Origin of the sequence: Comamonas testosteroni, from assembly GCF_000761245.1 — a bacterium.
Lineage (GTDB): Bacteria > Pseudomonadota > Gammaproteobacteria > Burkholderiales > Burkholderiaceae_C > Comamonas > Comamonas testosteroni_C.
In genome coordinates this window covers 37,577-61,744 of record NZ_AWOR01000056.1, presented here as the reverse complement: position 1 = coordinate 61,744, position 24,168 = coordinate 37,577, and the positions used below count along the sequence as shown (strand labels likewise).

Here is a 24,168-nt window from a genome sequence, read left to right as displayed (position 1 = left end):
GGCCTGATCAACAAGGAATGGGACAACCAGTACCTGGACCTGCTGATCGAGAACCCCCACGGTCTGGCGCAGATGCCGCACATCGACTATGTGCGCGAAGCCGGCTCCGAAGGCATCGAGCTGGTGATGTGGCTGATCGCGCGCGGCGCCATGTCCGATGTGGACGGCCCCGCACCGCTGCCCAAGGTGGCGCACCGCTTCTACCATGTGCCCGCATCGAACACCGCGGTGGGCCATCTGATCCTCGAGAATCAGTGAACGTTTCACCACGTTCGCTGCTTCGCGTATTCACTGCCCTCCTGTGGGGGGCTTCGCCTCCTTGAGGCGGCTCTACGGAGATCCCAATCATGAGCAAGACCATCAAAGTAGCGCTGGCTGGCGCGGGTGCCTTCGGCATCAAGCACCTGGACGGCATCAAGAACATCGACGGCGTGGAAGTCGTCTCCCTGGTCGGTCGCCGCTTTGACCAGACCAAGGAAGTGGCCGACAAATACGGCATCCAGCATGTGGCAACCGATCTGGCCGAAAGCCTGGCGCTGCCCGAAGTCGATGCTGTGATCCTGTGCACGCCCACGCAGATGCACGCCGAGCAGGCCATCGCCTGCATGAAGGCCGGCAAGCATGTGCAGGTCGAGATTCCTCTGGCCGACGCGCTGAAGGATGCGCAGGAAGTGGCCGAGCTGCAAAAGCAGACCGGCCTGGTGGCCATGGTGGGTCATACCCGCCGCTTCAACCCCAGCCACCAGTGGGTGCACAAGAAGATCGAAGCCGGCGAGTTCAACATCCAGCAGATGGATGTGCAGACCTACTTCTTCCGCCGCACCAACATGAACGCGCTGGGCCAGGCCCGCAGCTGGACCGACCACCTGCTGTGGCACCATGCTGCCCACACCGTGGACCTGTTCGCCTACCAGGCCGGCAGCCCCATCGTCAAGGCCAACGCCGTGCAAGGCCCCATCCACAAGGATCTGGGCATCGCCATGGACATGAGCATCCAGCTCAAGGCCGCCAACGGCGCGATCTGCACACTGAGCCTGTCGTTCAACAACGACGGCCCTCTGGGCACCTTCTTCCGCTACATCGGCGACACCGGTACCTACCTGGCCCGCTACGACGATCTGTTCAATGGCAAGGAAGAAAAGATCGACGTTTCCAAGGTCGATGTCTCCATGAACGGCATCGAGCTGCAGGACCGCGAATTCTTTGCCGCCATCCGTGAAGGCCGCGAACCCAACTCCAGCGTGCAGCAGGTCTTCAACTGCTACAAGGTCCTGCACGAGCTGGAGCAGCAGCTGAGCGCGGACTGATCAGCGCGGACTGATTGCCTGACGCATCTCAGCACGAAAGCCCCCGCAGCCTGTGGCTGCGGGGGCTTGTTTCATTGCGCAAAGTCTCTGTCGCTGCGCGAGGAGATCGCAGTCGCATTCTTGTGTGGCCGGATCCAGGCCCCTCGGGACTATGCCTCCCAGGGGCCACGGCGCAGTTGCCGGGGAGATTGGCCAAACCAGCGCTGGCAGGCACGGGTGAGCACGGCCTGGTCTGAATAACCCAGCAGTTGCGCGATATGGCCCAGACTCAGCTCGGGCTGCGCAAGCAATTGGGCCACCCAGGTCTTGCGCGCGGTATCGCGCAGTTCTTCGAAGGCTGCGCCTTCCGCTTGCAGGCGTCGCTGCAGGGTGCGCGGGTGCTGGCTCAGGGCGCGTGCCGCCGAGGGCAGGTCGGCCATGCCCATGCGAACCAGATTGGCCAGCGCGTTGCGCACCTGCTCCGTCACACTGGTATCCCTGCCTGGCGCGGCTCCCAACAAGAAACGCTCGACAAACTGCTGCAGCAGCCGGTTGTGGCGAGGCATGGGCTGACGCCAGGCCAGCGGGTCGATGGCAATGCCGTCAAAGCTGGAGCCAAAGCGCGGCAACTGACCCAGGTGCCGTCGGTATTGCGCGCTGGTGCCCACGGGGGCATGGCGCAGATGGATGGCCGCAGGGCGCAGCGCGCCTTCGGACAGCACATGGATCAGGCGGCACATATAGGCCACGCAGATTTCCGTGCCCTGGGGCATGTGGGCGTGGGAGGGCAGGCGCGAGAGCACTTCCACGCATTCCAGCCCCTCGTCAGGCGCCATGAAGGTTCTGTAGCTCAGGGTAGGGTTGTGGAAGTGGACGTACTTGCCGCCCTGCATCATGCCCTCGCGCACGGTGGGCGCGGACTGTATGACCAGCCCCAGCAGGCCCAGGGTTTCGACACCTTGCTGCGCGCACAGGCGCAGCCCGAAATCGTGCACGCCCAGCACACAGGCGGCTTCCTCTATGACCAGGGCCACGGCATGGCTGGGCAGATAGCGCTCGGGGTCGGCCAGATCGTCCGGCACCAGGCCGCAAGCGTGCAGGATGGCGGCGGGGTCGCCGCCCTGCGCGCGCACCAGGTCTTCAAAGCCCGCAAGCGAGGCGGCGCGGACACAGGTCATGACGGTGGAATCAGCGGGCTTGGTGAGCATCGGGGTATGTACTGCATGTCGTTCAACATCAAAATCCTGTCGCGCAAACACAAGTTTTGCCAGAGGGCTAGACCTAGCATGGCTGCGTGACAGACACGATTGATGCAAGTCGGGCCCAGGCTGGAGCTTCTCCTCAAGGCCGCGATTCCTGCTCATTCCTGTCGGCTCACGCCCCAGCAGACAAGCAGGAGACACCCGGTATGGCACAGCATTTCGACTCTCTCATCATCGGTGCCGGTATTTCCGGCATTGGCGCGGCCCGTCATCTGCGTGAGCAGTTCGCGGACCGCAGCCTCGCCATCCTCGAAGCCATGGACGGCTTCGGCGGCACCTGGTGGACGCACCGCTACCCGGGCGCGCGCTCGGACAGCGACCTGTTCACCTATGGCTATGGCTTCAAGCCCTGGACGGGCAATGCCATCGCCACGGCGGACGAGATTCGCCACTACCTGGCCGAGACCATTGAGGAGAACGATCTGGCCCCGCTGATCCGCTACGGCCACAAGGTGCAATCGGCCCGCTGGTCCTCCGAAGACAGGCGCTGGACGCTGGAAGTCACCCACAGTGGCTCGGACGAGGTGCAGACCTTCACCACGGGTTTCCTCTGGGTCTGCGCGGGCTATTACGACCACGGCCAGGGCTATACGCCGAAGTGGCCGACGCTCAAGGACTTCAAGGGCCAGCTCATTCACCCGCAGCACTGGCCGCAGGAGCTGGATTACTCAGGCAAGCGCATCGTGGTCATAGGCTCGGGTGCCACGGCGGCCACGCTGATCCCCAGCCTGGCGCCGGATGCGGGCCATGTGACCATGCTGCAGCGCTCGCCCACCTTTTTCCTGCCCGCGTCCGAGCATCCGCTGGTGCCGCTGCTCAAGCCTTTGAACCTGCCCGAGGACTGGTACCACGAGATCATGCGCCGCGCCTTTATCGCGCGCACCGACGAGATCGTGCAAACCTCGAGGCAGCACCCCGAAGCGATGCGCGCCTTCCTGCTTGGCGAGATCCGTTCCCATCTGCCCGAGGGATTCGACATCGACAAGCACTTCAATCCCGGCTACCGCCCCTGGCAGCAGCGCATTGCCGTGGTGCCCGACGGCGACTTCTTCCAGGCCATGCGCGAGGGCAAGGCCTCGGTGGTGACGGACACCATAGAGAACTTCGACGCCAGCGGCATCCAGCTGACCGGCGGCGGGCATCTGGACGCCGACATCATCGTTACTGCCACGGGCTTCAATCTCAAGCTTTTTGGCGGCATTGCGTTCAGCGTGGATGGCGCGCCGGTGGATTTTCGCGAGCGCATCTCCTACCGGGGCGTGATGATCGAGGGCATGCCCAATATGGCCTACACCCAGGGCTACTTCCGCTCCAGCTGGACGCTGCGCTGCGACCTGGTGTGCGACTGGGTGTGCCGCCTGCTTGCCCATATGCACGAGCAAGGCCATGCCGAGGTGCGGCCCACCGTGGCTGCAGCCGATGCCGGCATGCAGCGCCTGTCATGGATAGAGGCCGACAACTTCAACGCCGGCTATGTGCTGCGTGCGCAAGATGCCATGTTCGGCCAGGGCGACCGCCAGCCCTGGAGGCATGACCTGGAGTACGCCCAAGAGCGCGTGGTTCTGAGCGCCGCATCGCTGCAGGACGATGCCTTGGCCTATCGCTAGGTCCGCCCCCGTATCCGTTCCCTCATTCTTTATAACGACAGGAGACTTCAACCATGGCTCTCGATCCCCATCTGGCCGGCGTCCTGCAGCAGCTGGCCGCTGCCAACAGGAAAGCCACCGCTGAAGGCACGCCCGAAGAGGGCCGCGCCGGCTATCTGGCGCTGACCCGTGGCTCGCTCACACCGGAGCAGATCGTGCCCGTGGCCAGCGTTCAGGACACCACCGTGCCTGGCGGCGCAGGCCCTGTGGCCGCGCGCATCTATCGGCCCGAAGGCACCGGGCCTTTTCCCACCGTGGCCTATTTCCACGGCGGAGGCTATGTCATCGGCAACCTGGACACGCATGACAATATGTGCCGCGAGATCTGCCGTGGCGCGCGGGCCGTGGTGGTGTCGGTGGACTATCGGCTTGCCCCCGAGCACCCTTTTCCCGCAGGCATAGAGGATGCCGTGGCTGCCGCCCGATGGGTGGTCGCCCATGCGCCTGAGCTGGGGGGCAGTGCCACTGTGGCCGTGGCGGGCGACAGCGCTGGCGGCAATTTCTGCGCCGTGGTGACGCAGCAGCTGCGCGATGCGGGCATTGCCCTGGCTGCGCAATTGCTCATCTACCCCGCGGTGGACCACGCCGCCGCCGAGTACGCCAGCGCCGAGCAGAACGCCAAGGGCTATTTCCTGGAAGCCGAGACCATGGCCTGGTTCTACAACCATTACGCGGGCACCTACCCCGATGCGCTGGACCCGCGCCTGGCACCGCTGCAGGCCAAGAGTCTGGCGAATCTGCCGCCCGCCGTGATCGTGAATGCCGAGTTCGATCCGCTGCGTGATCAGGGCGCGGCCTATGCCGAGGCACTGCGTGCTGCGGGCGGGCAGGCCGAGCTGATTGAAGGTGCGGGCATGATCCACGGCTTCTTCGACATGGGCCGCTGGTCGCCGGGCGCGCAGGCCGTCATCACGCGCAGCATCGAGCGCTTTGCCGCGCTGCTCAAAACAAGAACCCACTGAGGAGGCCAGCGATGACCCATGTGAATCACCTGACCGTCCTCGGATCGGGCGTGCTGGGCGGTCAGATCGCCTGGCACAGCGCGTTCAAGGGCAAAACTGTTGCCATCTACGACATCTCGGAAGATGCGCTGGAGCGCTGCCGCGCCGCACAGGCGCAGTACGCGGCCATCTATCTGGCAGAACTCGGTGCCAGCGAGGCCGACATCGAGGCCACACGCCAGCGCCTGAGCTTTGGCACGGACATGGCCCGGGCCGTGGCCAAGGCTGATCTGGTCATCGAGGCCGTGCCGGAGATTCCCGATGTCAAGACCAGTGTCTACCTGCAAATGGCGCCGCTGCTGCAGTCCCATACCGTGGTCGCCACCAATTCATCCACCTTTTTGCCCAGCGATTTCGCGGCTGCCACGGGCCGGCCCGAAAAGTTCTGCGCGCTGCACTACGCCAACTACATCTGGTCGGCCAATGTCGTGGAGATCATGCCGCACGCGGCGACGGCCCGGGCCACGCTGGAGACCGTCACCCGGTTCGGCATCGAGACCGGCATGGTGCCGATTCCCATCGCGGTGGAGCACAACGGCTATGTCATCAACACCTGGTTCCCGGCACTGCTCAAGGCAGCCCAGACGCTGGTGACCAATGGCATCGCCACACCCGAAGATGTGGACCGCACTTTCCTGATCGCCAACCGCGGAGCCCGCATGGGGCCGTTCGGAATGATGGACATCGTGGGCATGAAGACTTGCTATGACGTGTCCTCCTACTGGGGGCGGCTGCAGGGCGATGCGCAGCAACTGGCCAATGCCGAATACGTCAAGACCGAGTTGATGGACAAGGGCCGTACCGGCGTGCTGGCGGGCAAGGGCTATTACGACTACCCGAATCCGGCCTATGCGGCGGCGGACTTTCTGGCGGTGCCGGAGTTGTCGCAACTGGCCGGCATTGTCGATCGCTGTACTTCAAAAGCCTGAGCCTTTGGTGCACTTATGGTGCACCTATGGCGCACCTATGGCGCGTGCGGCCCTGCCTCTGCGCCTGTGCCTGCGCCTGGTGCCTGGTGCTGCAGTGAGACCGTGGCGGGCAGGCAGCTGACGAGCACAGATTTTGATGCGGACATTATTTTGGCTTGGCATCGGCCATCGACGAACCGGAATGCGGCTGCTGGAATAATATTGCTCCAGCTTGTATAGCGGCCTGCGCCCGCGCTTGGTTCGGTTGAAGGCCTTTGGATGCATAAGGAAAGTTAATGGAAAACCGCAAAATCGGCCCATTCAGCGTCGCCAATGTCGCGCTGGGCTGCATGAACTTCTGCCATGCCTACGGCAACCCCGTCTCTACCGAGCAGTCGCACGCCGTGCTGCATGCGGCGCTGGATGCGGGAGTGACGCTGTTCGACACCGCTGCTCTCTATGGCTTTGGCGCCAGCGAATCGCTGATCGGCCCTGTGCTCAAGCCGCACCGCAACCACATCACCCTGGCCAGCAAATGCGGCATGGCCGGCGTGCGCGGCGAAGACGGCGTGATGCGCCGCGTCATCGACGGTCGTCCCAAAACCCTGCGCCAGAACTGCGAAGACAGTCTCAAGCGCCTGGGCACCGATGTGATCGATCTCTACTATCTGCATCGCTGGGATAAGAGCGTGCCCATCGAGGAGTCGGTGGGCGAGATGGCGCGCCTGAAGGAAGAGGGCAAGGTTCGCGCTCTGGGCCTGTCGGAAGTGGGGGCCGATGCGCTGCGCCGCGCGCACAAGGAGCACCCGATTGCCGCGCTGCAAAGCGAATATTCGCTGTGGTCGCGCAATGCAGAACTGGGTACGCTCGCCGCCTGCAAGGAGCTGGGCATTGCCTATGTGGCCTTCAGCCCCATGGGCCGCGCCTTCTTCAGCGGCAAGCTGCAGCAGGTGGACAACCTGGTCAAGGGCGATATCCGCGCCACCATGCCGCGCTTTGCCGGCGAGGCCTATGCGCAGAATCTGCGCCTGCTGGCGCCCATGCAGGCCGTGGCGGAAAAAGCCGGCTGCACGCTGGCCGAGCTGGCCATCGCCTGGGTGCTGCACCAGGGCGATCATGTGATTGCCTTGCCCGGCACCACCAGCGTGGAGCATCTGCACGAAGACATTCGCGGTGGCCGCGTCCACCTAGACGCCGAGCTGCTGGCCGAGCTCGATGACATCTTCAAGCCCGAAGCCATTGCCGGCGACCGCTATGCGCTGCAAGGCCAGGGCGAGGTCGATACCGAGAAATACGCGTTTGAAAAGCGCCCAGGCTAGTGCCTTTGCGGACGCCCGGTCAGGGACGCCCGGTCAGGGGCGGTCTGCGGCGTTGCCTCGCCGGCCGCGCGAATCCTCGCAATAGCATCACTATTGCTGCGGTATCGCGCGCGGAGGGCCGCCCCCTAGCATCCCATCCCGCGAAGGCCCTAGCGCGGAGGGGGAGCGTAAACAGGTTCTGGTTTGCTTCAGGTTTGGGGCAGGGCGTGCAGAGGAATATCCCTGTCCTGCGCCAGCTGCATCAGCTCAGCGCAGCTGCGCGCGGCCAGAAACCGGGCCACGCCCTGATGGATCTCGGGCTTGCGCATATCGGTTGGGTGGCTGAAGGGCAGGTCCGCCGCTTCGCACAGGCGCTGGGCAAAGTGTGGCTCCAGCGCGGCCACGGCCACGATGCCGTCGGCGCAAGGGTAGATGCGGTAGCCCGCATGGGCGCCGCCGACATCGCCGGCGGGCTGGGTCAGGCCCCAGTGCCAGGGCAGGGCCAGCCATTGCGCGGCCTGGGCCAGGCCGACCTCGCGCAGTATGCCGCGCCCGCTGCGGCTGCTCACCAGCACAGCCTGGAGCACGGCTTCGCTGGCCATCAGCGCCCCGGCCATATCGGCAAACAGGCTGGGGGGCAGGGCGGTGCTGTGCACGAGGCCCGCTTCGGCCTGATAGGTGAGGTCATGGCCGGGGACATCGGCCAGCTCTCCCGCACTGCCGACCACGCGCACCAGTGACAGCCGCGGGTAGCGCTGTTGCAGGGCTTCCCAGCCCAGGCCCAGTTTGCTCAGGGCCGAGGGCCGGAACGAGGTCAGCAGCACATCGGTTTGCGTCAGTTGTTCATGCAGGCTGGCCTGGCCATGGGCGGTCTTGAGATCGGCCTGCAGGGTTTGAACCTTGTCATGCATCTGCGCGTAGGCATCGGGGCAGTAGAGGCCCATGGGGTCGGCGCTGCGGCCTGCGCCGGTGGCCAGGGGCTCGAGCTTGCGGCAATCGGCTCCCATGCCGGCGCAGCGCCACAGGGCGGCGGGGCCGGGCAGGTTCAGAGCCAGGCTGAGTATGCGGATTCCTTGCAGGGGCTGTATGGCGGTGCTGGGCATGAGTGGGAGCATTCCTTGTATGGACTTGCGCAAGCCAGGGTGCATCAAGATGGCTTTCTTGAAGCGAAGCCCTTGCCTGAGCCTGATTGGCGTCAGTCGTGCTTGTTCAACTGCTTGTGCAACTGCGGTTGTAGTGCAAGCCGGGCCTTGGCGCTGGCACTTTCAGGACAGTCTGTTGCGCAGGCGATGCTTTCAGGCGCTGTTGCGCTGTGGCAAGCTAGCCCCATCTGTATAAAAGCGCCCCTGGGGGCGCATTCGATTGACCGAGATGCGTAGACGTACGCTTTTGTCCCTGGGCGCAGCCTCCGTGCTGGCCGCCGGCGGGGGCTGGAAGGCTTTTTCCATGAACTCCACTTCTTCTTCCCTGTTGCCCGAGCAACTGCTGCAGCAGCTCAAGCCTTCGCCGCGCATGCCGGTGATGTTCCTGGGCCACATCATCAGTTTCCTTGTCAATTGACTTGATCTCTAAGGCGCTGATTTCAATGGAGTTTTTTTAAGTCAATTTTTTTGATTCGGTGCGGCGTTAATACATAGATGTTGAGCATACGCTCTTTAGGCTCGGTATATGAGCCAGCCCACACCCGAATAGGGCTACATCGGGCCTTGCTGCAACTAGTCGTAAAGGTTCGTGGCTCCCAAACTATTGGCAAGGCGAAGAAGCTTCAGCGGTTTGCCGAAGCAAGCGGTAAATGGAGTAGCGAAGTTGGCCGATTCCTGCAGACTTCGGTCAGCTGTACAGGAACAGCTCAGGTGGTCAGTATCGGTTGGCGGAGAAAGTGACATGGGCCAGCGCACTGCCGCCATTGACACATGCAGTAGACGTGCACTGACGCCAAAAGGTTGCAGGTGCATGTCATTCGAGGATCTGAGCGATGTGGGTAACCTTCACAGGGAAGGCGTGCGCAAAGCCGACAACTTGGTAGATCACAATGTGGCTAACAGCGCATGCTGACACTTCGGCCACAAGAGCCGGAAATAGCCGATTGTTACTGCCGGCCTAGCTGGGTTCATCAAACAGGTCGCGAACTGACACATCGAGGCCTGCTGCGAGCGCTTCCAACGTTTCAAGGGTGACGTTGCGCTGTTTGCGTTCAATGTGGCCGACAACCGTTCTGTTCAAGCCTGCAAGGTAGCTGAGATCCTCTTGTGACATCTCCCGTTCTGCCCGTAGGCGCACAAGATTCTTCGCGAGTAGCTCCTTGGTTGAGACCTTCGTTTTCTGTTTAGGGAGCTTCGGGACATACATGCCGACATGTTGTTGCAACACTTCTTAAACGTCGACTTCTCATGAGTGCACTGCATATATGAAACCTACATATATGGCACAATCTGGTCAGTGGCTGTTGTGAGGTCTCATCAATGTTCTCCCGCCGTGGGTTGCACCTGATTCGGGGGTCCAAGTGCAACGACAGGACCGGACATGCGGGAGAGATTCAACGAAAGCAGATCACTTGAGCCTTAAACAGGTTGAAGTAGGTTCGCCACAGGCACTTCTTCACATCAACCATCCACTACCTTTGAGTTCATAGAAAAATACAGCAATGTCAACGACAGCAGAGTCTTCGGCCGGTCTAACTTACTCAGAAGCTCTGCGCAAAATGCAGGCGAAAGATTGGTTGCTACAGCCTCTTGTAAATTTCACATTAGGTGAACTCGAGTCGCTTGCTCAAAGCCTTCCAAACTTGCATGGATTCGATAGCGACTCACTTGTGAGCGGTAACCTGGGGCGACATGCACTTGCTCCTGTAGCGTTGGTTTTCTCCCTCTTATGGAAGCATCCATCTTTGGCAAGTTTCCGTCCTGCCTCTCCGGAGTTAATAGAGGAGTGGCATATAGACGAGGGGCTCAGGTTGTTTCAGTCCTATGTGGAAGCTGAAATAGTGTCTCGCCATCTAGGAGTTCCAAATCACGCAGGCTACACAACGCTTATTGAAAATTTCGAAAAACTTCTTTTAGGTCGGCGTGAGCTTGGTCCGGTTTATTATGCCCAATGAATTGAGTGTTTTTCCTTGGCAAAGGATCTAGCGCATGAACAAAGCACCTTCAGATTTCCCGAGGCAGCATGGCTTTAGCGCACTATCCGGCACACAGCCGAAATTAAGTGTTGTCGAAATTGATGGTCGTTACTATTTAGACCAGCCTGATGAAGATGAGATTTATCAGCGTTATGACGTTTGCGCTGATCTAGTAGATCAACTGATCACTTATTGCGAAAAGAAGAAGCAACCATCCTATTCTTGGGAGGCGCTTCTCAATGCAGTTGCACACTCATTATCCAAAAAACCTTGGGGGTTAACTGCGGACGAAAACGATTGGATTATGAAGAAGTTAAAGGCCCATTTTATCGAAGCATAATTTATCTAGAGATTCACCACCTCGTTTGCTTGGGTCGCAAGCCTTCTTTCCTTAAAAGCGATACGATAGAGGGGTTTGCTTGTTTGAGTGTTTCTGCATCCACGTCAAACTGATAGAGATCATGTAGCGCCTGTACAACAGCGGTAGAGCGAGAGTAACCTCCCTCGCAATGCACGACAACACTAGAAATTTCTGCGGGAAGTGATTCAATAAATGCAAAGATCTGCCAAGCATGTTCTTGATTGAATGCTAAATCAAGTTTGCATTTGGCACGGCTCGACAGCTCTGAATTTTGAAAGTCAACATCTGCAAAACTAATTCTTAATGTTAAGGGGAACGGGGCTATTTTTGCCTGTCCGCGATCCGGTGCTGTAATGGAAATAATGGCAACACTCGGCAATAGAGGCAACTGCTCGGCATACCTGCGTGACATCGCGATTGCTTGACGATTCCCAGTCGTTGGCTTGTAGAGGCGATCTATTAATTTCTTCAGATACTTGTCCATTTGCATGCCTATCGGAACAGCTGAATCTATTTGAGTCATAGATATTCCCTGTGCAATTCTAATGCGAATTCTTGATTAGTCACCCGCTTTCATAGAAATGTCTGCAGCAAACAGTTAGAAAGTTTAATCGGAAAACTGATGTCGAACAGCTAAACGGAGGCACCAAAAGGCTCTGCGATTGGATTGAGCAAAGGCGTGTTACGCCTTGACGCGGGGATCTGCAATTGGGTGACTGTTCGACACATCGTGGATGAAGGGATCTCGTTTCGCCTGAGGAACAAGAACCTGTTCAATTTTTCATTGTGGCACACAACCAGTTTTGTTCAGTCGTTGTTATTCTTTGAGCAAGAGATCCTCCTCGTTGCGCTATGTGTATATGCAGGTTACGCATTCGGTGAGGGCTCAATACTGGAGTGCTGTACCACTGCGCTGCGTCATTCCCCCCCCTTCCGTGTCTATGCGACTACTGGAGGCGAATAGGACAGCACTGCGTTGTCGTTGTGCGCCAAAGAATTGTCTTCTTTGCCCAAGAGCTAACCTGGACTATTCTCTGTCGGGTGAAGAAATCAATCTGTCATGGCATTCGGTGGACCTTTAAGCTCTACCTGATTTCCATCTGGATCAAAAAAATAAATAGATGGACCATCTCCCTCGGCGCCATAGCGAACTTCTGCTTTATCTGCATCTATTCCCATAGATGCGAGAAAATTAAGAATTTCAGTCTCATTGAAGGGGGAGATGCGTAAGCAGAAGTGATCTACGTTTTTGTTGCTAGGGTCAGCGGGCCCACCTCCATGGAGGCCTAGGACACCGTTTATATCCACAAGGTCAATCATTGATGCGCCTGCGCGTAGATGAATCATACCTAGATCATCTCGCCTTTTTGTTTGATTAAGGGGTGGGCATTACCCCGTCTCAGCAAGTGACGCGAGCGATTTGAAGCAGTTGTAGAAACCCTAACCTCGTCCGTGCAGAACAGTATTGATAAAGATTTTGAATTGCCCAGGGAATTTATACTCAAACCACATGAAAAAATTCCCGGATATTAAATAGTATGCAGCAACTGATAGAAGGGATACGTAAATTATGTTTGTACTTAAGCTTGCATACTTTCGTGTTCTTTTGACTATCCATGGTTCTCTTTGGCTTTCGGCCAGCGAAAGTTTTCCAGCTGTTAGAAAATACGTGGAGGAGAGTGCCATTCTAATTTTTGCTTGAAATAGGAAAAATACACCAAGCAAGTGAAACATGAACCAACGAAAATCTTGTGCGTTGAAATAGGTTTTTAATCCTGTAACTCCATATTTGTTGATTATATCTTGGCTATATTGGAAGTACTTTGGAGCATAATCCGGTGATAATGCTTTACCTACGAGAAATAAAGCAAGTATGCAGAAAGATGACGAGAAAACTAGTGATACGAACCATGCGCTACCAGAAAAGTAGCCTTTGTATAAACTGTGCAACGTTCCACCCGCCCATAGCGATATGGTGAAAATAGTTATGAATGAAAGAATATTTAATATATCGCTTCTGAAAAATAGATAAACAATTCCGCATACGATGGTCAATGCAGCAATCATGGCAAATAGGCCTTGATCATCTTGACGTTGATTTGGTGTGCTTCCTGGAGGGTTGGCGATATTATTTAAGGTAAGATTAAAAATATTACCTTGCTGATTTACTAAAGATGGCTTTGCACTCCTTAAATAATCAACTAACACTCCCAAAACTAGGCCAAGTATGGTGAAAAATAATGATATATATATGTCTACTTGCTTTGATTTTATAATGTCTAGCAGGTTCATTTTTCCCGGATTTTCTATGGTTTTCTAACGCTGAGCTTAAACAGCGACCCGTCTGGAGTGGCGAAGCCGCGGAGGGTTGGATCTCGAATTGAAGCTCTTTTTATGCATTACTGGAATATTTCTGAAAGCGCACTTGAAACCAGAAAAGCGATCTTGACGTAAGACGAAATATTCAGATCTCGAGCGAGTGAAATTGACTTCTTCAATCTCTCCGCAGAACAATATTCAAGCCGCTAGCTGGATCAGTAAAGTCTTTCGTTGTCAGCGTCGACTTCAACGCTGAGCACGAGCCACTGTAAAAGTCAGGAGGGTTTCTGAAACGTGCATAGCCACGGCCAATGCAGCCATCCTTTGTGACCACAACGTAAAGCGGCCTTTTTCTAAGCATTTCGTCGTTAATCTGCACGCCTAGTGTGAAGGGTATGGTCTGCACTTTGGCAAAGTCATTACGGCTGTCCGAATAATTACCTAAATAGGTTGCATAACTCTCCCATCGCGTGAATTCGATGGAGAACTCTCCAAGCTTCCTCAACGTTGCGCCATCAGCCCAGTAAAGTGCAGCACCAGGCATCTCTGGGTTGTTCACACCCTTTCCTGCCGTCACGGTCATACCGATGATTGCGTACTTTGTGTCGCGGTCAGCATCACGATAGTGGTAGCTGTTGTCGTAGCGATCCATCACGAAACGTGCATTGAAGCTTAAGTCACTGTACTTCGCAGTTACGGCAGGACCTTTGACGGTCAGGCCGACTGGTAGTGCTTTGAACCCCAGTGCGGCGATCCGTTGTTCTTCGGCGGCAGCCTTTACAAGAGCATCACGATAATCTGCAACTTGTTTCTTACCGTCTGTCGTTTCTTTCGATTTTGGAAATCGATTTTCTAGTTCCGCCAGCGCTTTGTTTGCCTTCTCTGGATTGTTGCTGGAGAGCGCGCTCGTCACATCCGCGAGGATGACCGTTGAGGGGCGTGACAAATCCTGCACCTGCATTTTGAGATGGTCTCGTTCTGCAGTGAGGTCGCGGATTTGTTGTTGTAGATGCTCCGCCGTCTCTCTAGGCTCCGCTTCTTTGCTTGGCTGACTTTCACTGCAACCAGCCAGCAAGGCCGCAACAGTTGCCAGGGAAAATGGGAGCTTTAACGCGGCACTGCGTTGGGTCGAAATAAGCATCAGAAGGTAGAGCTGGCATTGAGTATTAAAGAGCGGAACCTAACGGTCGTAGCTCTTGCCACCAGTGGAAATGCTGTACAGCGTTGAACTGTAGGGCAGGCGAGCCAGGATCGTTACGTCCTTTCCCGCAGAAGCGATAGCGATGCCTCGGCAAAGAAGACTGACGCCGCCTTCATCCGTTCGCACATCCCGTCTGGACTGTCGACAAATTGCATATTGCTCTGGCGTGGAATGATGATCGTCTTGCCCTCGGGCATTATGCCAATCGGCGGGACCACGAAGACTGTTAGCTGCGTGTAGATCGCTACACAAATTACTGCAGCAACCGCTAGTCCATAAAGCTCTTTCTTTTCATTTTTCGAGGGATTCTCTACAGCTGATGAAAGTGTCGCTGCCAAATGCAGGGCTCTCTATCACACTTAGTCAAGGATGTCACCTAAAACGACAGTTAGTTAACCAATTTTGTAGCAAAATGAATTACATGATACATTGAGATTCATTTTTAAGCCAGTGCTTTTGTAGTTGGAACATCACGTAACTGTCATTAGCGCTTGGGTTTGAAATCCAGTTCCTAGAGATCTCCTTCTGGCCGATCGCAGGCCTCGCCAGCGATCGCTAACCGGCATGCAAACTTGCGGCCAAACCTTGTCCAGATCGCCCAGTGTCGAGTGACCTCTTTCACCGAGAGCAGACGCTGGCTAGCGTTCTTGCTAGCGACCGCAAAGGCTTGTGGATTCAACTGGTCAATGCACCACAATGATTGCCTCTGGCGGATGGAATGTTGGCATGAAGCAAAGACCGCGGATTTACTACACCGAAGCTCAGAAGGCCCTGATGTGGGATCGCTGGAAAGCTGGCGATACCCTGCACGAGATCGGCAAGCTGTTTGACCGACCACACTCGTCCATTCACACCATCTTGAGTGCGACGGGTGGCATCCGGCCACCAGCGAGGAGTCGGTCTCGCTGGGCATTGACCATTTCTGAGCGAGAAGAAATCTCCAGGGCGTTGGCCGCAGGTGAATCCATCCGCTGCGTTGCCAGCCGCTTGCAACGAGCTGCGTCCACCATCAGCCGTGAACTCCTACGCAATGGCGGCAAGACTTGCTACCGAGCTACAAAGGCAGACGAGGCTGCCTGGGGGCGGGCACGTCGCCCAAAGGCGTGCAAGTTGGCCTGCAATCCTGCGCTGGCACAGATCGTGGCGGGTAAATTACAAAGTCTATGGTCACCCGAGCAAATAGCAGGGTGGCTCAAACGAACTTACCCGGGTGCAAAGGATATGCAGGTGTCTCACGAGGCCATCTATCGCACGCTCTTCGTCCAAACCCGTGGGGCCTTGAAGAAAGAGCTTCTGGAGCATCTGCGGCGCACCAGAGGAATGCGCCGCTCACGCCATTACACCCAGAAGACGCCGATCCATGGCCGGATCGTCGATGCAGTGCCCATTAGCGAGCGCCCAGCCTGCATAGAGGATCGAGCAGTGCCGGGCCATTGGGAGGGCGACCTGTTGTTTGGCGATGCCTACAGCCAGGTGGCAACGCTAGTAGAGCGGCACACCCGCTACGTAATGTTGGTCAAGCTAGTGGACAAGGACTCGTATACCGTCGCTGCGGCGCTGGCCAGGCATGCGCAGACCTTGCCACAAGAGCTCTATCGTTGGAAATGGCGGGGCACAAACGATTCACTGTGGCCACCGACATCCAGGTCTACTTCTGCGATCCACAAAACCCATGGCAGCGCGGAACGAACGAGAACACCAATGGGCTACTCAGACAGTACCTGCCCAAGGGCATCGACATCTCTGGCTACTCGCAAGATGAATTGGATGCGATTGCGAGAAAATTAAACGAGCGGCCCAGGAAGACCTTGGGGTACAGAACCCCGGCTGAGATGTTTAACGAATGTGTTGCATCCATCGGTTGAATCCACAACCCTGTCCAGCCTGGAGAGGTGCCACAGCGCAGGACCGAACGATCCATGTTCACACTGGCTTGTGGCGTTAACGCGATGCGAAACAAGCTCGGAACTGGCCACGGCCGCCCGTGGCTCACGAATATCACAGACACTGAGGCCCGTGCTGCAGTTCAGTTCATGGGCACCATCGCTGAATGGCTCCTCCATGCACATGCTCGAAAGAAAGGGCCTTAACCCTTCCATTGAGAGGACTCGCACCGGTAAGGCAGGTTGACCTTTTATGCCAGACCTTAGACACGTTAACTAGTAACCGCAAGATATCTTCGCCGATGAACATCTCTCCTGATTGGGTCTCCGCTGCCGCATCGACAGTAGCCGCCGTAGGCGTAGTTTTCGCTTTTGGCCAGTTACGAGTCTCAAAAGACATTGCGCAGTTGCAGTTCGAAGATGGTCTAGCGAAGGAGTATCGGGAGCTGGCAAGTCGAATCCCCACGAGGGCCTTGCTTGGGCAGCCGCTCCCGGAAGACCAGTACCAACGCTCTTTTGACGAGTTCTACCGATACGTAGACCTATCCAATGAACAGGTATCACTCAGGCAACGCGGCCGTATTGGCGAAGTTGTATGGAGGTACTGGTGTTCGGGCATCCAAGCAAATCTGGCACTTCCGTCCTTCAAACGTGCATGGTTAGAAATTCAAAGTCAGAGCAACAGCTTTCAGGAGTTGCGTCGGCTAGAGTCCGAGGCGTTTAAAGTCGATCCAAAGACCTGGCAAAAAGCGTCTACCCTTTGCATTAGCGGAGATACCCAAGGCTTATCGGCTTCGGCCAGTCCTCACGTCAAATGTTGAGCAACCGCTCATTAATTCCACCACCAGGCTGCGCCTGGCTGTAATTGAGCGACCGGCATGAATATTTAGAGCCGACGTTCGGTTTGAACGAGTCGGATTCTCCGGTCCACACTAAATTTTTACTACGTGCTGTGTAATCTTAGGGAGCCATCATTGAATAATCGCATCGCACTTTGCATTGGCATTTCATCGTATAAGGACAACGGTATAGACGAACTTCCAAACGCTGTTTCTGATGCTAATCTTGTTCATCAGAGCCTTACTGCTCGAGGATTCGACTCGGAACTCATTGTCGATGCCACATACGACGACATCGAGGCTGCTCTCGAGCGTCTTAAGGCGAAAGGCGATCCGGCTACGCGAGCGTTTACCGTCATCTACTTTGCAGGGCACGGATTTGAGACAGGTGGACTCGGTTTTCTACTGCCTATAGATTTTCCAGGGCCAGTTGAATTGCTTAGGATTCCGCAGCTCGGAATGTCGTCACTTCGTCTAGTAGACGCAATATCGGAAAAGATCGGCCCCAAGTTGATTATTCTCGATGCCTGTAGATTAGACGCTACACGTGAATCTCCTGCTAGCGAGATAACTCGATTTCACGAGCTTGCCGAGGCTATCAAAGATCAGTATTCCTCAGTGGTGAATGCAGATGATGTCGTCTTTGCATTCGCAACCAGTGCGGGAGCTCCGGCTGGTGATGGTGTCAATGGTAACAGCCGCTACTGTGAGGCCCTTGCATCCGGGATCCTATCTCATGACCATTCGCTCGACGAACTCTTAGCGGGCGTGGCACAGCAGGTAATCCGACAGTCTCAGATGGGTCAGCGGCCTTGGTATCTTTCATCGCTAACGCATTCTCTTTCATTCTCGGATCTGCCAACCCTGATACCCATTCCCTTCGAGGTTTATCGCTCAGGGAGTCATCAGCTTGTTACGCGACTTCATTCGCTAAACGCATCACGCGTTGCCTACAGCATCGAGCATGAAATTATATTCGCCGAAAGACAAGAGCGTAGATCGGTGGTTAAGTTCAAGGAAAATATTCAGGCTATAGGCTCACTGGGCAGTGAACTATATGTCCTTCTTGAGTCGGGCGTTTTGATGCATGGAGATTCAAACTTCGGAGGGAAAATTCAGTTCAAAGAAGTCCACCGTATCGCTTTTAAAGATGTCTTTGCGATTTCGATATCTCCCAGTGGCCGTAATATTATTATTGTAGGAATGGCAGGCTATGAAGTTATTGGCCTAGTGGGGCGGGAGTGGTCGCAGCAAGCGAAATACGAAAATCCAAAAATAGATTTTTACAACGCTAAGTTCTTCGATGACGATTCCGCTGTGCTATGTGGCTCACGCGGCACAGTGTGCGAGCTCACAGGCCTGAGTTCATCGAGCACCAAGTTGGCTTCAAAATTTGCTCAGATAGAAAGTAGCGGCGTAATTCAAGATATCGAAATTGTCGACGGAGGAAAATTCTTCGTAGTCGTTTATTCAGGCGGCTACGTTAAGTTCTTCGATAGGTCGACCTTGGCACTTGTTCGCACGTTTTCGTTGAATGACCTTACCCTAAACTTAGCTCACGGTTACGCTAGCCTACGAAATCAGTTTACACGAGCGCAAGTAGAACTTTACTTTCGTGACCGAGCAGCATTTGCATCGCGGTATTCGAATGCCCCCGATTTCCTTGAAAGCGTTGACGCCCTAGTGGGTCATCAGCAACTGTTGTGCTGTTCACTGATGAAAGATACCCGTGTCTTGGCAATTGCCTCAGAGGAGGGGTATGTTTTTCTGATAGACGTCCGTGATCAAAAGCATTTTCGAACGATTGACGTCGGCGGAGGACACGGTAAGACCCTTCGGTGGATGTGCGCCGACTTGGATTCCAATGCCTTGGTCATTTTACTGAGTGATGGAGTTATGGTTCGTTACGAGGGGTTAATGCCCCAGCACTAAACGATCATTGGATATAGGCACCCAGGGAAGTGACCGCAAGCAGGCTTTGCTTGTTGACAGATGAGTCACTGAGTCGAGATTAAAGCTAAAGTCGCGATTGCGGATTTCCATGCACATACGGCCGCTCACCTGATCGAAAGAGTCTTAATCTATCCATCGCTTGTACGAAAAAGGCTACCGATTGGTAGCCTTTTTACTGTTCCTTCATTGCTGCTGGGACGTATTTCGTACCTCATCGTTGCAGCTCGTCATGTCGCGATTGATGGCTACTGTGCAGCGCGAGCGGTCTGTCGCCGACGGCAGGCTTCGCGGATGAGAAGGATAGTCCTGAACTTGTTGTAGCGGTCGTTGGCGTCAGCTAGCAATCGGTCCTGAACGGAGCTGTGCCATCATGGTCTCGTCGCCTCGTAGCTGTCGCTCAAATCCGCCGTCCGGCGTCTCGAGGCTTCACCGTAAATATGACTCTACGCAAACTTGCACCAGACGAGCTGATACGACCTTAAATCGTTAGATCGGAGGAATCCGTTGACTGAAAGCCTCAGCGCGCACGTTGTGCTCAGTTCGGCCTCGCCAGAGCAAGCGCTTCTGGACAGAATCGCCTTGCAGGAGAAGCAGGTCTTCGACTGGCTGTCGCGCTTTGAACCAACATCGTCCACGCTTGCGTGGTTGGACAACCTGCGCACGATCGAAGAATGCATCAATCTGCAGACAGTGCATTGGAACGACGATGACTTCAGCTCGCGCCTGTTTAGGATGCCCGTTGCTGGTCTTGTTCATGACCTCGCTCCGTTGAGGGAGTTGCACGCCCGCCTCACCGATCGGTTCTCTGCACCCTTCGCCAACCGGTTTCGGCAACTGATGCTGCAGGCCAGTTCTATGGCGACTTCGTTTATTTCCCAGGGCATGGGTGAGGTGGGCGGTGCAATGCATAACCTCTCCACTTTGATTGGCTATCTGCAGTCGCGTCGCCGCCACTTTGTCGCGTTGCTGCATGTGCTGCCAACAGCTTGCCGCGGCAACGTCCGCATAGAACCCTTTGAGGCCTTGACCGTAATGCTGCCTATCGTGGAGTTTGCGGGAGTCTCGATGATGAGCGCGCATGGCGGACTGATGGCGAGGCTGGCGCGTGAAAGTCTCGGGTTGCCCGTCAAAAGCGGCGTGGAAATACCGATGCTGGACGCTGGATTCCTGGAGCCTGAGCGATCCCGGATCGTCGAAATTCACTGGCAGGACGCAGGTTATAAGCATTTCTATGCCATGCGGGAGCCTTTACGGCCAGACCGGCTGTTCTCTGCCGCAGAGTTGCGCAACGACATCGTGACGATCGAGGCCGCTTATGCGGAGTTCGACCTCGCCGGTAGCGACTTCGCAATCGCTGCGGGGCTTGTCCGCAGGCTGTCACGGCAGTGCGTCGTACGCGACTTCTGGGTGGAAGTCGCACCTGACGTGTTCGCGTCGATGTTGGACGCGGCAAAGGCCCCTGAAGCGCTACGTGCGGCGCTCGTGCAACCTGTTTTGAGCTACATGGAGGGGCTGTCCAGCTATGCGCCGTTCGTGCAGGTGGAAGGTATGCTGCGCTCGACTGTCACCTTGCTGAGTCGCTTCATTTACAACTGGCGTGCTCGCACATTGGACAGTCGCAAGAGGTACCAGATTCGCACGGGCTTCATCTTCGAAACCGTGGTCAAGGACAGACTGAGCGAGCAAGGGTTCGTGGTCCAGGACATCAAGCGAATCAACCGACGTGAGTTTGATGTGGTCACCGTTATGGAAGGAGTCGTCTGGAACGTTCAGTGCAAAAACAACTTTGTGGACCTGGCCACTGTCGATTCCGACGCCCGGCGGTTTGCTCGCTACAACCGTGCGTTAGTCAAGGCCTATGAGAAGGCCCTCGACAAGGAGCGCCGACGAGAGCATCTGCTTCAAGCCAGGCTCTCAATCGACAACGTCCAACACATGGTGGTTACGCGATTTCCGGTAGTGAGCGACAACCCTCGCATCGTGCCTTTCAGCCTAATGGACGAATTTGTGTCGCGAGCACGAACGTTGCTGGCGCAAACCGCTACTCCTTGACACACCCGGCGGTGTGTAAATCCGTTCTGAGTGAACACCTGCGAGCAATCGTGAATATCAAGTTTTGAAGGGCATGAACCCCAGTTCGGCGCCCTGGTCACTGGCCGTTATGGGCAGAAAGCGGAACTCGGGATTGTTAGGTCGCTGTGAGGCGTAAGCGTATAAGTGATTGCCTCACTCAAGAGGCGCTCGCAGGTGATTCTCAGAAAGCTGAGGCGGTATGGCCTAGAACAACCGGAGGAGATGCCGGGAAGGTGCCCGTGACCAGCGGCAGGGACCTCCGATAGCGACAACTGCTCACCAGTGAAGGCTTAGGTAGTCTGGAAGCCACAAACGAAAATGACAGGTACAGACGATTGGTAATCGTCAGTTCATGATTGCCAATTCAGACTATTGCGGTCTGCGTATCCATTAAAGATTCAGGGGGACATCATGCTGAAAAGCTTTCAGCGCATCAAGGGGTTGGGCGTATTCACCGATTACACATCGCCTGCAGGCACCGCCGAATTTGGAGTCAAGAACCTGATCTACGGATGGAATTACTCTGGTAAGACAACACTTTCACGGCTCGTGGCAATGTTGGAGTCGAAGTCTCTTAACCCGGAGCTTCCGCAGTGTACGTTCACGATCTCAACCGACATTGGGAATGTTACAGAGGCAAACTTCAAATCGACATCGCATGTCGTTCGTGTCTTCAACTCCGACTTTATTGCGGACAACCTGAATTTTGCGGGAAGTCATTTCAAGCCTATCCTGCTGCTCGGGTCGGAATCGGAGGCGGCACAGAAGGAGATCGAGCGCTGCGAGGCGATGCACAAGCGAGCCACCGATCGCACCGCTGAGCAATCCAAGGAGGCTGCAGCGGCGACAAAAGCATTGAGCGCAGCCAAGACAGCTACCTCTGCGACGATCAAGAAGACGATCGGCCTGGTAGCGGCTTTCGGCTCGACTCAACTCGATGCCGAGCTTCGGATCATCGGCCTCGGGTTAAAGGACTATACCTTGGGGACTGATGCCTTCGATGCCGACATCAAGTTGGCCCATGCGTCCCCCAAGGAAAGCCTTCCGCTCATCCCTACTGTGACCGTGAAGATGTCTTTGGCGAGTCTGTCGGAGCGGGCTTCGACGCTGCTCACCAAGAAGCCCGACTTAGCAAACACGATCGCTCACCTCGTTAACAACCCACCGGTGGAAACATGGGTGCAGACGGGCCTCCACCTGCATCAAGGGAAAACTGCTTGCGAATTCTGCGGAGGTGACTTGACGGCCGAACGCCTCAAGGCGCTCAGTGAGCACTTTTCCAAGGATCTAGATGACCACAAGCGATCCGTAGAGCAGTTAGCTAAGGATGTGACCGCCGCGAAACTGACGGTTGCCGAGCGCAAGGAGGTAGAGATCAACGCGCTGTTTAGGGAGCAGTTCGTCAAGGCCAATGCGGACGTTCAGCAGACCATCGGCGTCTACAACGCTGAACTCGAAGCGCTTCGCACCGCTCTGGATTCGAAGTTGGCCGCACCGTTTGTGGTCATTGACTACAAAGCATCCAATGGCAAGGCCGTGAAAGCCGTTGACGCGGCACTCTCCGCGCTGAATGCCGTCTTCGAGAGACACAACGAGGTTAAGGACAACTTCCCCGCAGAAAAGGAAGCGGCAATCAGCAGATTGAAGCAGCACTTCGCCCATGAATTCATGGTGGCGCAGGATCTGGATAAGCTCCAGGAGGATCAAGCTCGGCGCGAGCGTCGTCGTCTTCGCTATGAGAGCTGCGCGACGGAGCTAAGAACCGAAATTGATCGACTGAAAGCCGTCATCAGCCAAGCCCAGCTTGGCCGGGAGGAGATTAACAAGCGCATTGAAAACCTGCTCGGTGGCGAGAGCGTTCAGATTGCGGTGGTCCCCACTGCGGAAGGTGAACGTTTTCAGCTCGTTCGACGTGACGGCAAGCCGGCGCGACATCTTAGCGAAGGAGAGAAGACTGCCATCGCCTTCTCGTTCTTCCTAACCAAGCTTCGGGAAATCAAAGAGTTCGACAAGGCCATTGTCTACATCGACGATCCGATATCGAGCCTTGATAGCAACCACATCTTTCAAGTTGCAGCGATCATCAAGGAGACGTTTTTCCACCAGCCTGCTGCCAACGCGCCGTGGACTACGCGGTGCAAGCAAATCTTCTTCTCGACCCACAACTTTGAGTTCTTCTCGCTCCTGCGCGAGCTCAAACCGGAGGGAAAGAACGCAGCTCTGTACTTGGTAAAACGTGTGGGTCCAAAGACGTCCGCCCTGTCGAACATGCCTGAATCGATGCACCGATACGATTCGGAGTATCACTTCCTCTTTCATGTGCTCGATGACTTCCACAAGTCGGCCGACAAGACCGATCTGAAGGTGCTCATGCTGCTGCCCAACGCTGTGCGCAGGTTCGTCGAGCTCTACACGTACTCGAAGTATCCAGATCGACGCATGTCCCCTGTCGACACCCGGGCTGAGCGCGTGTTTGGCGGCGAAAAAGCCAAACGCATCTTGAAGACGCTGCACTATTTCAGTCATGCCAACAACATCGAGCGGATGTCGGAGAACAACGATCTTATGTGCGACATCGAAGCGGCCATCGACGATCTCATGGAGCACCTGGAGTCCTCGGATCCCGAGCATCTGGCCGCGCTTAGGACGGCTGTTCTATAGTGGTCCCCTGGGATGCAATGGCAGAGAATTGGTGTACGCCGGTTTCTCGCCAAGCGAGATCTAACGGCAGCCGTCGCTGGTGAGGCGGCTATTCACCTTAGCCTGTTGAGCTTCCGCTTTGGATCGACTGCAGGCCAACATGAAGACCGCTGATGGGTACCTCGGGTTTGTCACGCTGTCACATCAAGTCTGCCATCCGGCGACAGGCGCAAATCAGCCGGTTATGCAGTTATTGCCGTTAGTACTCTCTCTAGGCTGTGTGCATCAGCGCCTGCATCAACTCAATACGAGTCCCGCAGAGACAACATAGGCAATTCCTGCTCGAAAATTGGCGCGATCGGAATTATTCATGGCACGCT

Annotated in this window: 20 protein-coding genes and 2 pseudogenes; 14 read left to right on the top strand and 8 right to left on the bottom strand. The window is 56.1% G+C overall.

Translation table 11 applies throughout. From position 1 onward, the window contains the following. Both P353_RS16250 and P353_RS16245 read left to right on the top strand, forming a co-directional pair. Positions 1-258, top strand: a pseudogene (locus P353_RS16250) (protocatechuate 3,4-dioxygenase); the annotation flags it as partial. An 89-nt stretch (positions 259-347) separates the two neighbouring features. Next, entirely contained in the window at positions 348-1,307 is a 960-nt protein-coding gene (locus P353_RS16245; RefSeq protein ID WP_034371571.1) for a Gfo/Idh/MocA family oxidoreductase, read from the top strand. A 149-nt stretch (positions 1,308-1,456) separates the two neighbouring features. Here P353_RS16245 and P353_RS16240 read toward each other — a convergent pair whose 3' ends face one another. Next, a complete protein-coding gene (locus P353_RS16240) occupies positions 1,457-2,494 on the bottom strand; it encodes an AraC family transcriptional regulator (RefSeq protein WP_034371568.1) in 1,038 nt (345 codons plus the stop codon). Between the two features lie 200 nt (positions 2,495-2,694). Here P353_RS16240 and P353_RS16235 point away from each other — a divergent pair, with 200 nt between their 5' ends. The 4 genes from P353_RS16235 to P353_RS16220 all read left to right on the top strand — a co-directional run bounded on the left by P353_RS16235 (position 2,695) and on the right by P353_RS16220 (position 7,422). Continuing rightward, on the top strand, positions 2,695-4,155 hold the full coding sequence (locus P353_RS16235; protein WP_034371565.1) for a flavin-containing monooxygenase: 1,461 nt from the start codon (positions 2,695-2,697) through the stop codon (positions 4,153-4,155). A gap of 53 nt (positions 4,156-4,208) precedes the next feature. Then, entirely contained in the window at positions 4,209-5,156 is a 948-nt protein-coding gene (locus tag P353_RS16230; protein ID WP_034371562.1) for an alpha/beta hydrolase, read from the top strand. An 11-nt stretch (positions 5,157-5,167) separates the two neighbouring features. Then, complete coding sequence (locus tag P353_RS16225; protein ID WP_034371560.1) at positions 5,168-6,124, top strand: 3-hydroxyacyl-CoA dehydrogenase; 957 nt, start codon at positions 5,168-5,170, stop codon at positions 6,122-6,124. Positions 6,125-6,399: 275 nt separating this feature from the next. Continuing rightward, a complete protein-coding gene (locus P353_RS16220; protein ID WP_034371556.1) occupies positions 6,400-7,422 on the top strand; it encodes an aldo/keto reductase in 1,023 nt (340 codons plus the stop codon). Positions 7,423-7,610: 188 nt separating this feature from the next. Here the strand turns inward: P353_RS16220 and P353_RS16215 are convergent, their stop codons facing one another. Next, complete coding sequence (locus P353_RS16215) at positions 7,611-8,504, bottom strand: CoA transferase (RefSeq protein ID WP_034371553.1); 894 nt, start codon at positions 8,502-8,504, stop codon at positions 7,611-7,613. 268 nt (positions 8,505-8,772) lie between these two features. Between P353_RS16215 and P353_RS28850 the strand changes: the two genes are divergently transcribed. Then, on the top strand, positions 8,773-8,961 hold the full coding sequence (locus P353_RS28850; RefSeq protein WP_232776574.1) for a hypothetical protein: 189 nt from the start codon (positions 8,773-8,775) through the stop codon (positions 8,959-8,961). Positions 8,962-9,501: 540 nt separating this feature from the next. Here the strand turns inward: P353_RS28850 and P353_RS16210 are convergent. Beyond that, entirely contained in the window at positions 9,502-9,768 is a 267-nt protein-coding gene (locus tag P353_RS16210) for a helix-turn-helix domain-containing protein (protein WP_232776573.1), read from the bottom strand. A gap of 277 nt (positions 9,769-10,045) precedes the next feature. On the opposite strand from P353_RS16210, the gene P353_RS29280 reads away from it, so the two are divergent. Together P353_RS29280 and P353_RS16205 are read left to right on the top strand one after the other, a co-directional pair. Next, positions 10,046-10,498 (top strand): hypothetical protein, encoded by a 453-nt coding sequence (locus P353_RS29280; protein ID WP_157839613.1) that lies wholly within the window; start codon positions 10,046-10,048, stop codon positions 10,496-10,498. A gap of 34 nt (positions 10,499-10,532) precedes the next feature. Further along, complete coding sequence (locus P353_RS16205) at positions 10,533-10,859, top strand: hypothetical protein (protein ID WP_034371547.1); 327 nt, start codon at positions 10,533-10,535, stop codon at positions 10,857-10,859. Between the two features lie 13 nt (positions 10,860-10,872). On the opposite strand, the gene P353_RS28300 is transcribed toward P353_RS16205, so the two are convergent. From P353_RS28300 to P353_RS29270, 5 genes are all read right to left on the bottom strand, one after another. Continuing rightward, on the bottom strand, positions 10,873-11,403 hold the full coding sequence (locus tag P353_RS28300; protein WP_232776572.1) for a hypothetical protein: 531 nt from the start codon (positions 11,401-11,403) through the stop codon (positions 10,873-10,875). A gap of 527 nt (positions 11,404-11,930) precedes the next feature. Further along, a complete protein-coding gene (locus P353_RS28295; protein ID WP_198529086.1) occupies positions 11,931-12,200 on the bottom strand; it encodes a hypothetical protein in 270 nt (89 codons plus the stop codon). A gap of 120 nt (positions 12,201-12,320) precedes the next feature. Then, entirely contained in the window at positions 12,321-13,172 is an 852-nt protein-coding gene (locus P353_RS29275) for a hypothetical protein (RefSeq protein ID WP_157839612.1), read from the bottom strand. A gap of 202 nt (positions 13,173-13,374) precedes the next feature. Continuing rightward, the gene (locus P353_RS16195) at positions 13,375-14,340 is read right to left on the bottom strand and encodes a hypothetical protein (protein WP_034371541.1); all 966 of its coding nucleotides are present in this window, start codon (positions 14,338-14,340) and stop codon (positions 13,375-13,377) included. 113 nt (positions 14,341-14,453) lie between these two features. Further along, positions 14,454-14,738, bottom strand: a complete 285-nt coding sequence (locus P353_RS29270) for a hypothetical protein (RefSeq protein WP_157839611.1) — start codon at positions 14,736-14,738, stop codon at positions 14,454-14,456. A 388-nt stretch (positions 14,739-15,126) separates the two neighbouring features. Between P353_RS29270 and P353_RS16190 the strand changes: the two are divergent. The 5 genes and pseudogenes from P353_RS16190 (at position 15,127) to P353_RS16170 (ending at position 23,809) form a co-directional block, all read left to right on the top strand. After that, a pseudogene (locus P353_RS16190) lies at positions 15,127-16,265 on the top strand (IS30 family transposase). A gap of 27 nt (positions 16,266-16,292) precedes the next feature. Continuing rightward, on the top strand, positions 16,293-16,490 hold the full coding sequence (locus P353_RS30345; RefSeq protein ID WP_420093390.1) for an abortive infection family protein: 198 nt from the start codon (positions 16,293-16,295) through the stop codon (positions 16,488-16,490). 767 nt (positions 16,491-17,257) lie between these two features. Then, the gene (locus P353_RS16180; protein WP_034371537.1) at positions 17,258-19,054 is read left to right on the top strand and encodes a caspase family protein; all 1,797 of its coding nucleotides are present in this window, start codon (positions 17,258-17,260) and stop codon (positions 19,052-19,054) included. 525 nt (positions 19,055-19,579) lie between these two features. After that, the gene (locus tag P353_RS16175) at positions 19,580-21,127 is read left to right on the top strand and encodes a hypothetical protein (RefSeq protein ID WP_034371534.1); all 1,548 of its coding nucleotides are present in this window, start codon (positions 19,580-19,582) and stop codon (positions 21,125-21,127) included. Positions 21,128-21,559: 432 nt separating this feature from the next. After that, complete coding sequence (locus P353_RS16170; RefSeq protein ID WP_034371600.1) at positions 21,560-23,809, top strand: AAA family ATPase; 2,250 nt, start codon at positions 21,560-21,562, stop codon at positions 23,807-23,809. Positions 23,810-24,168 lie beyond the last annotated feature (359 nt).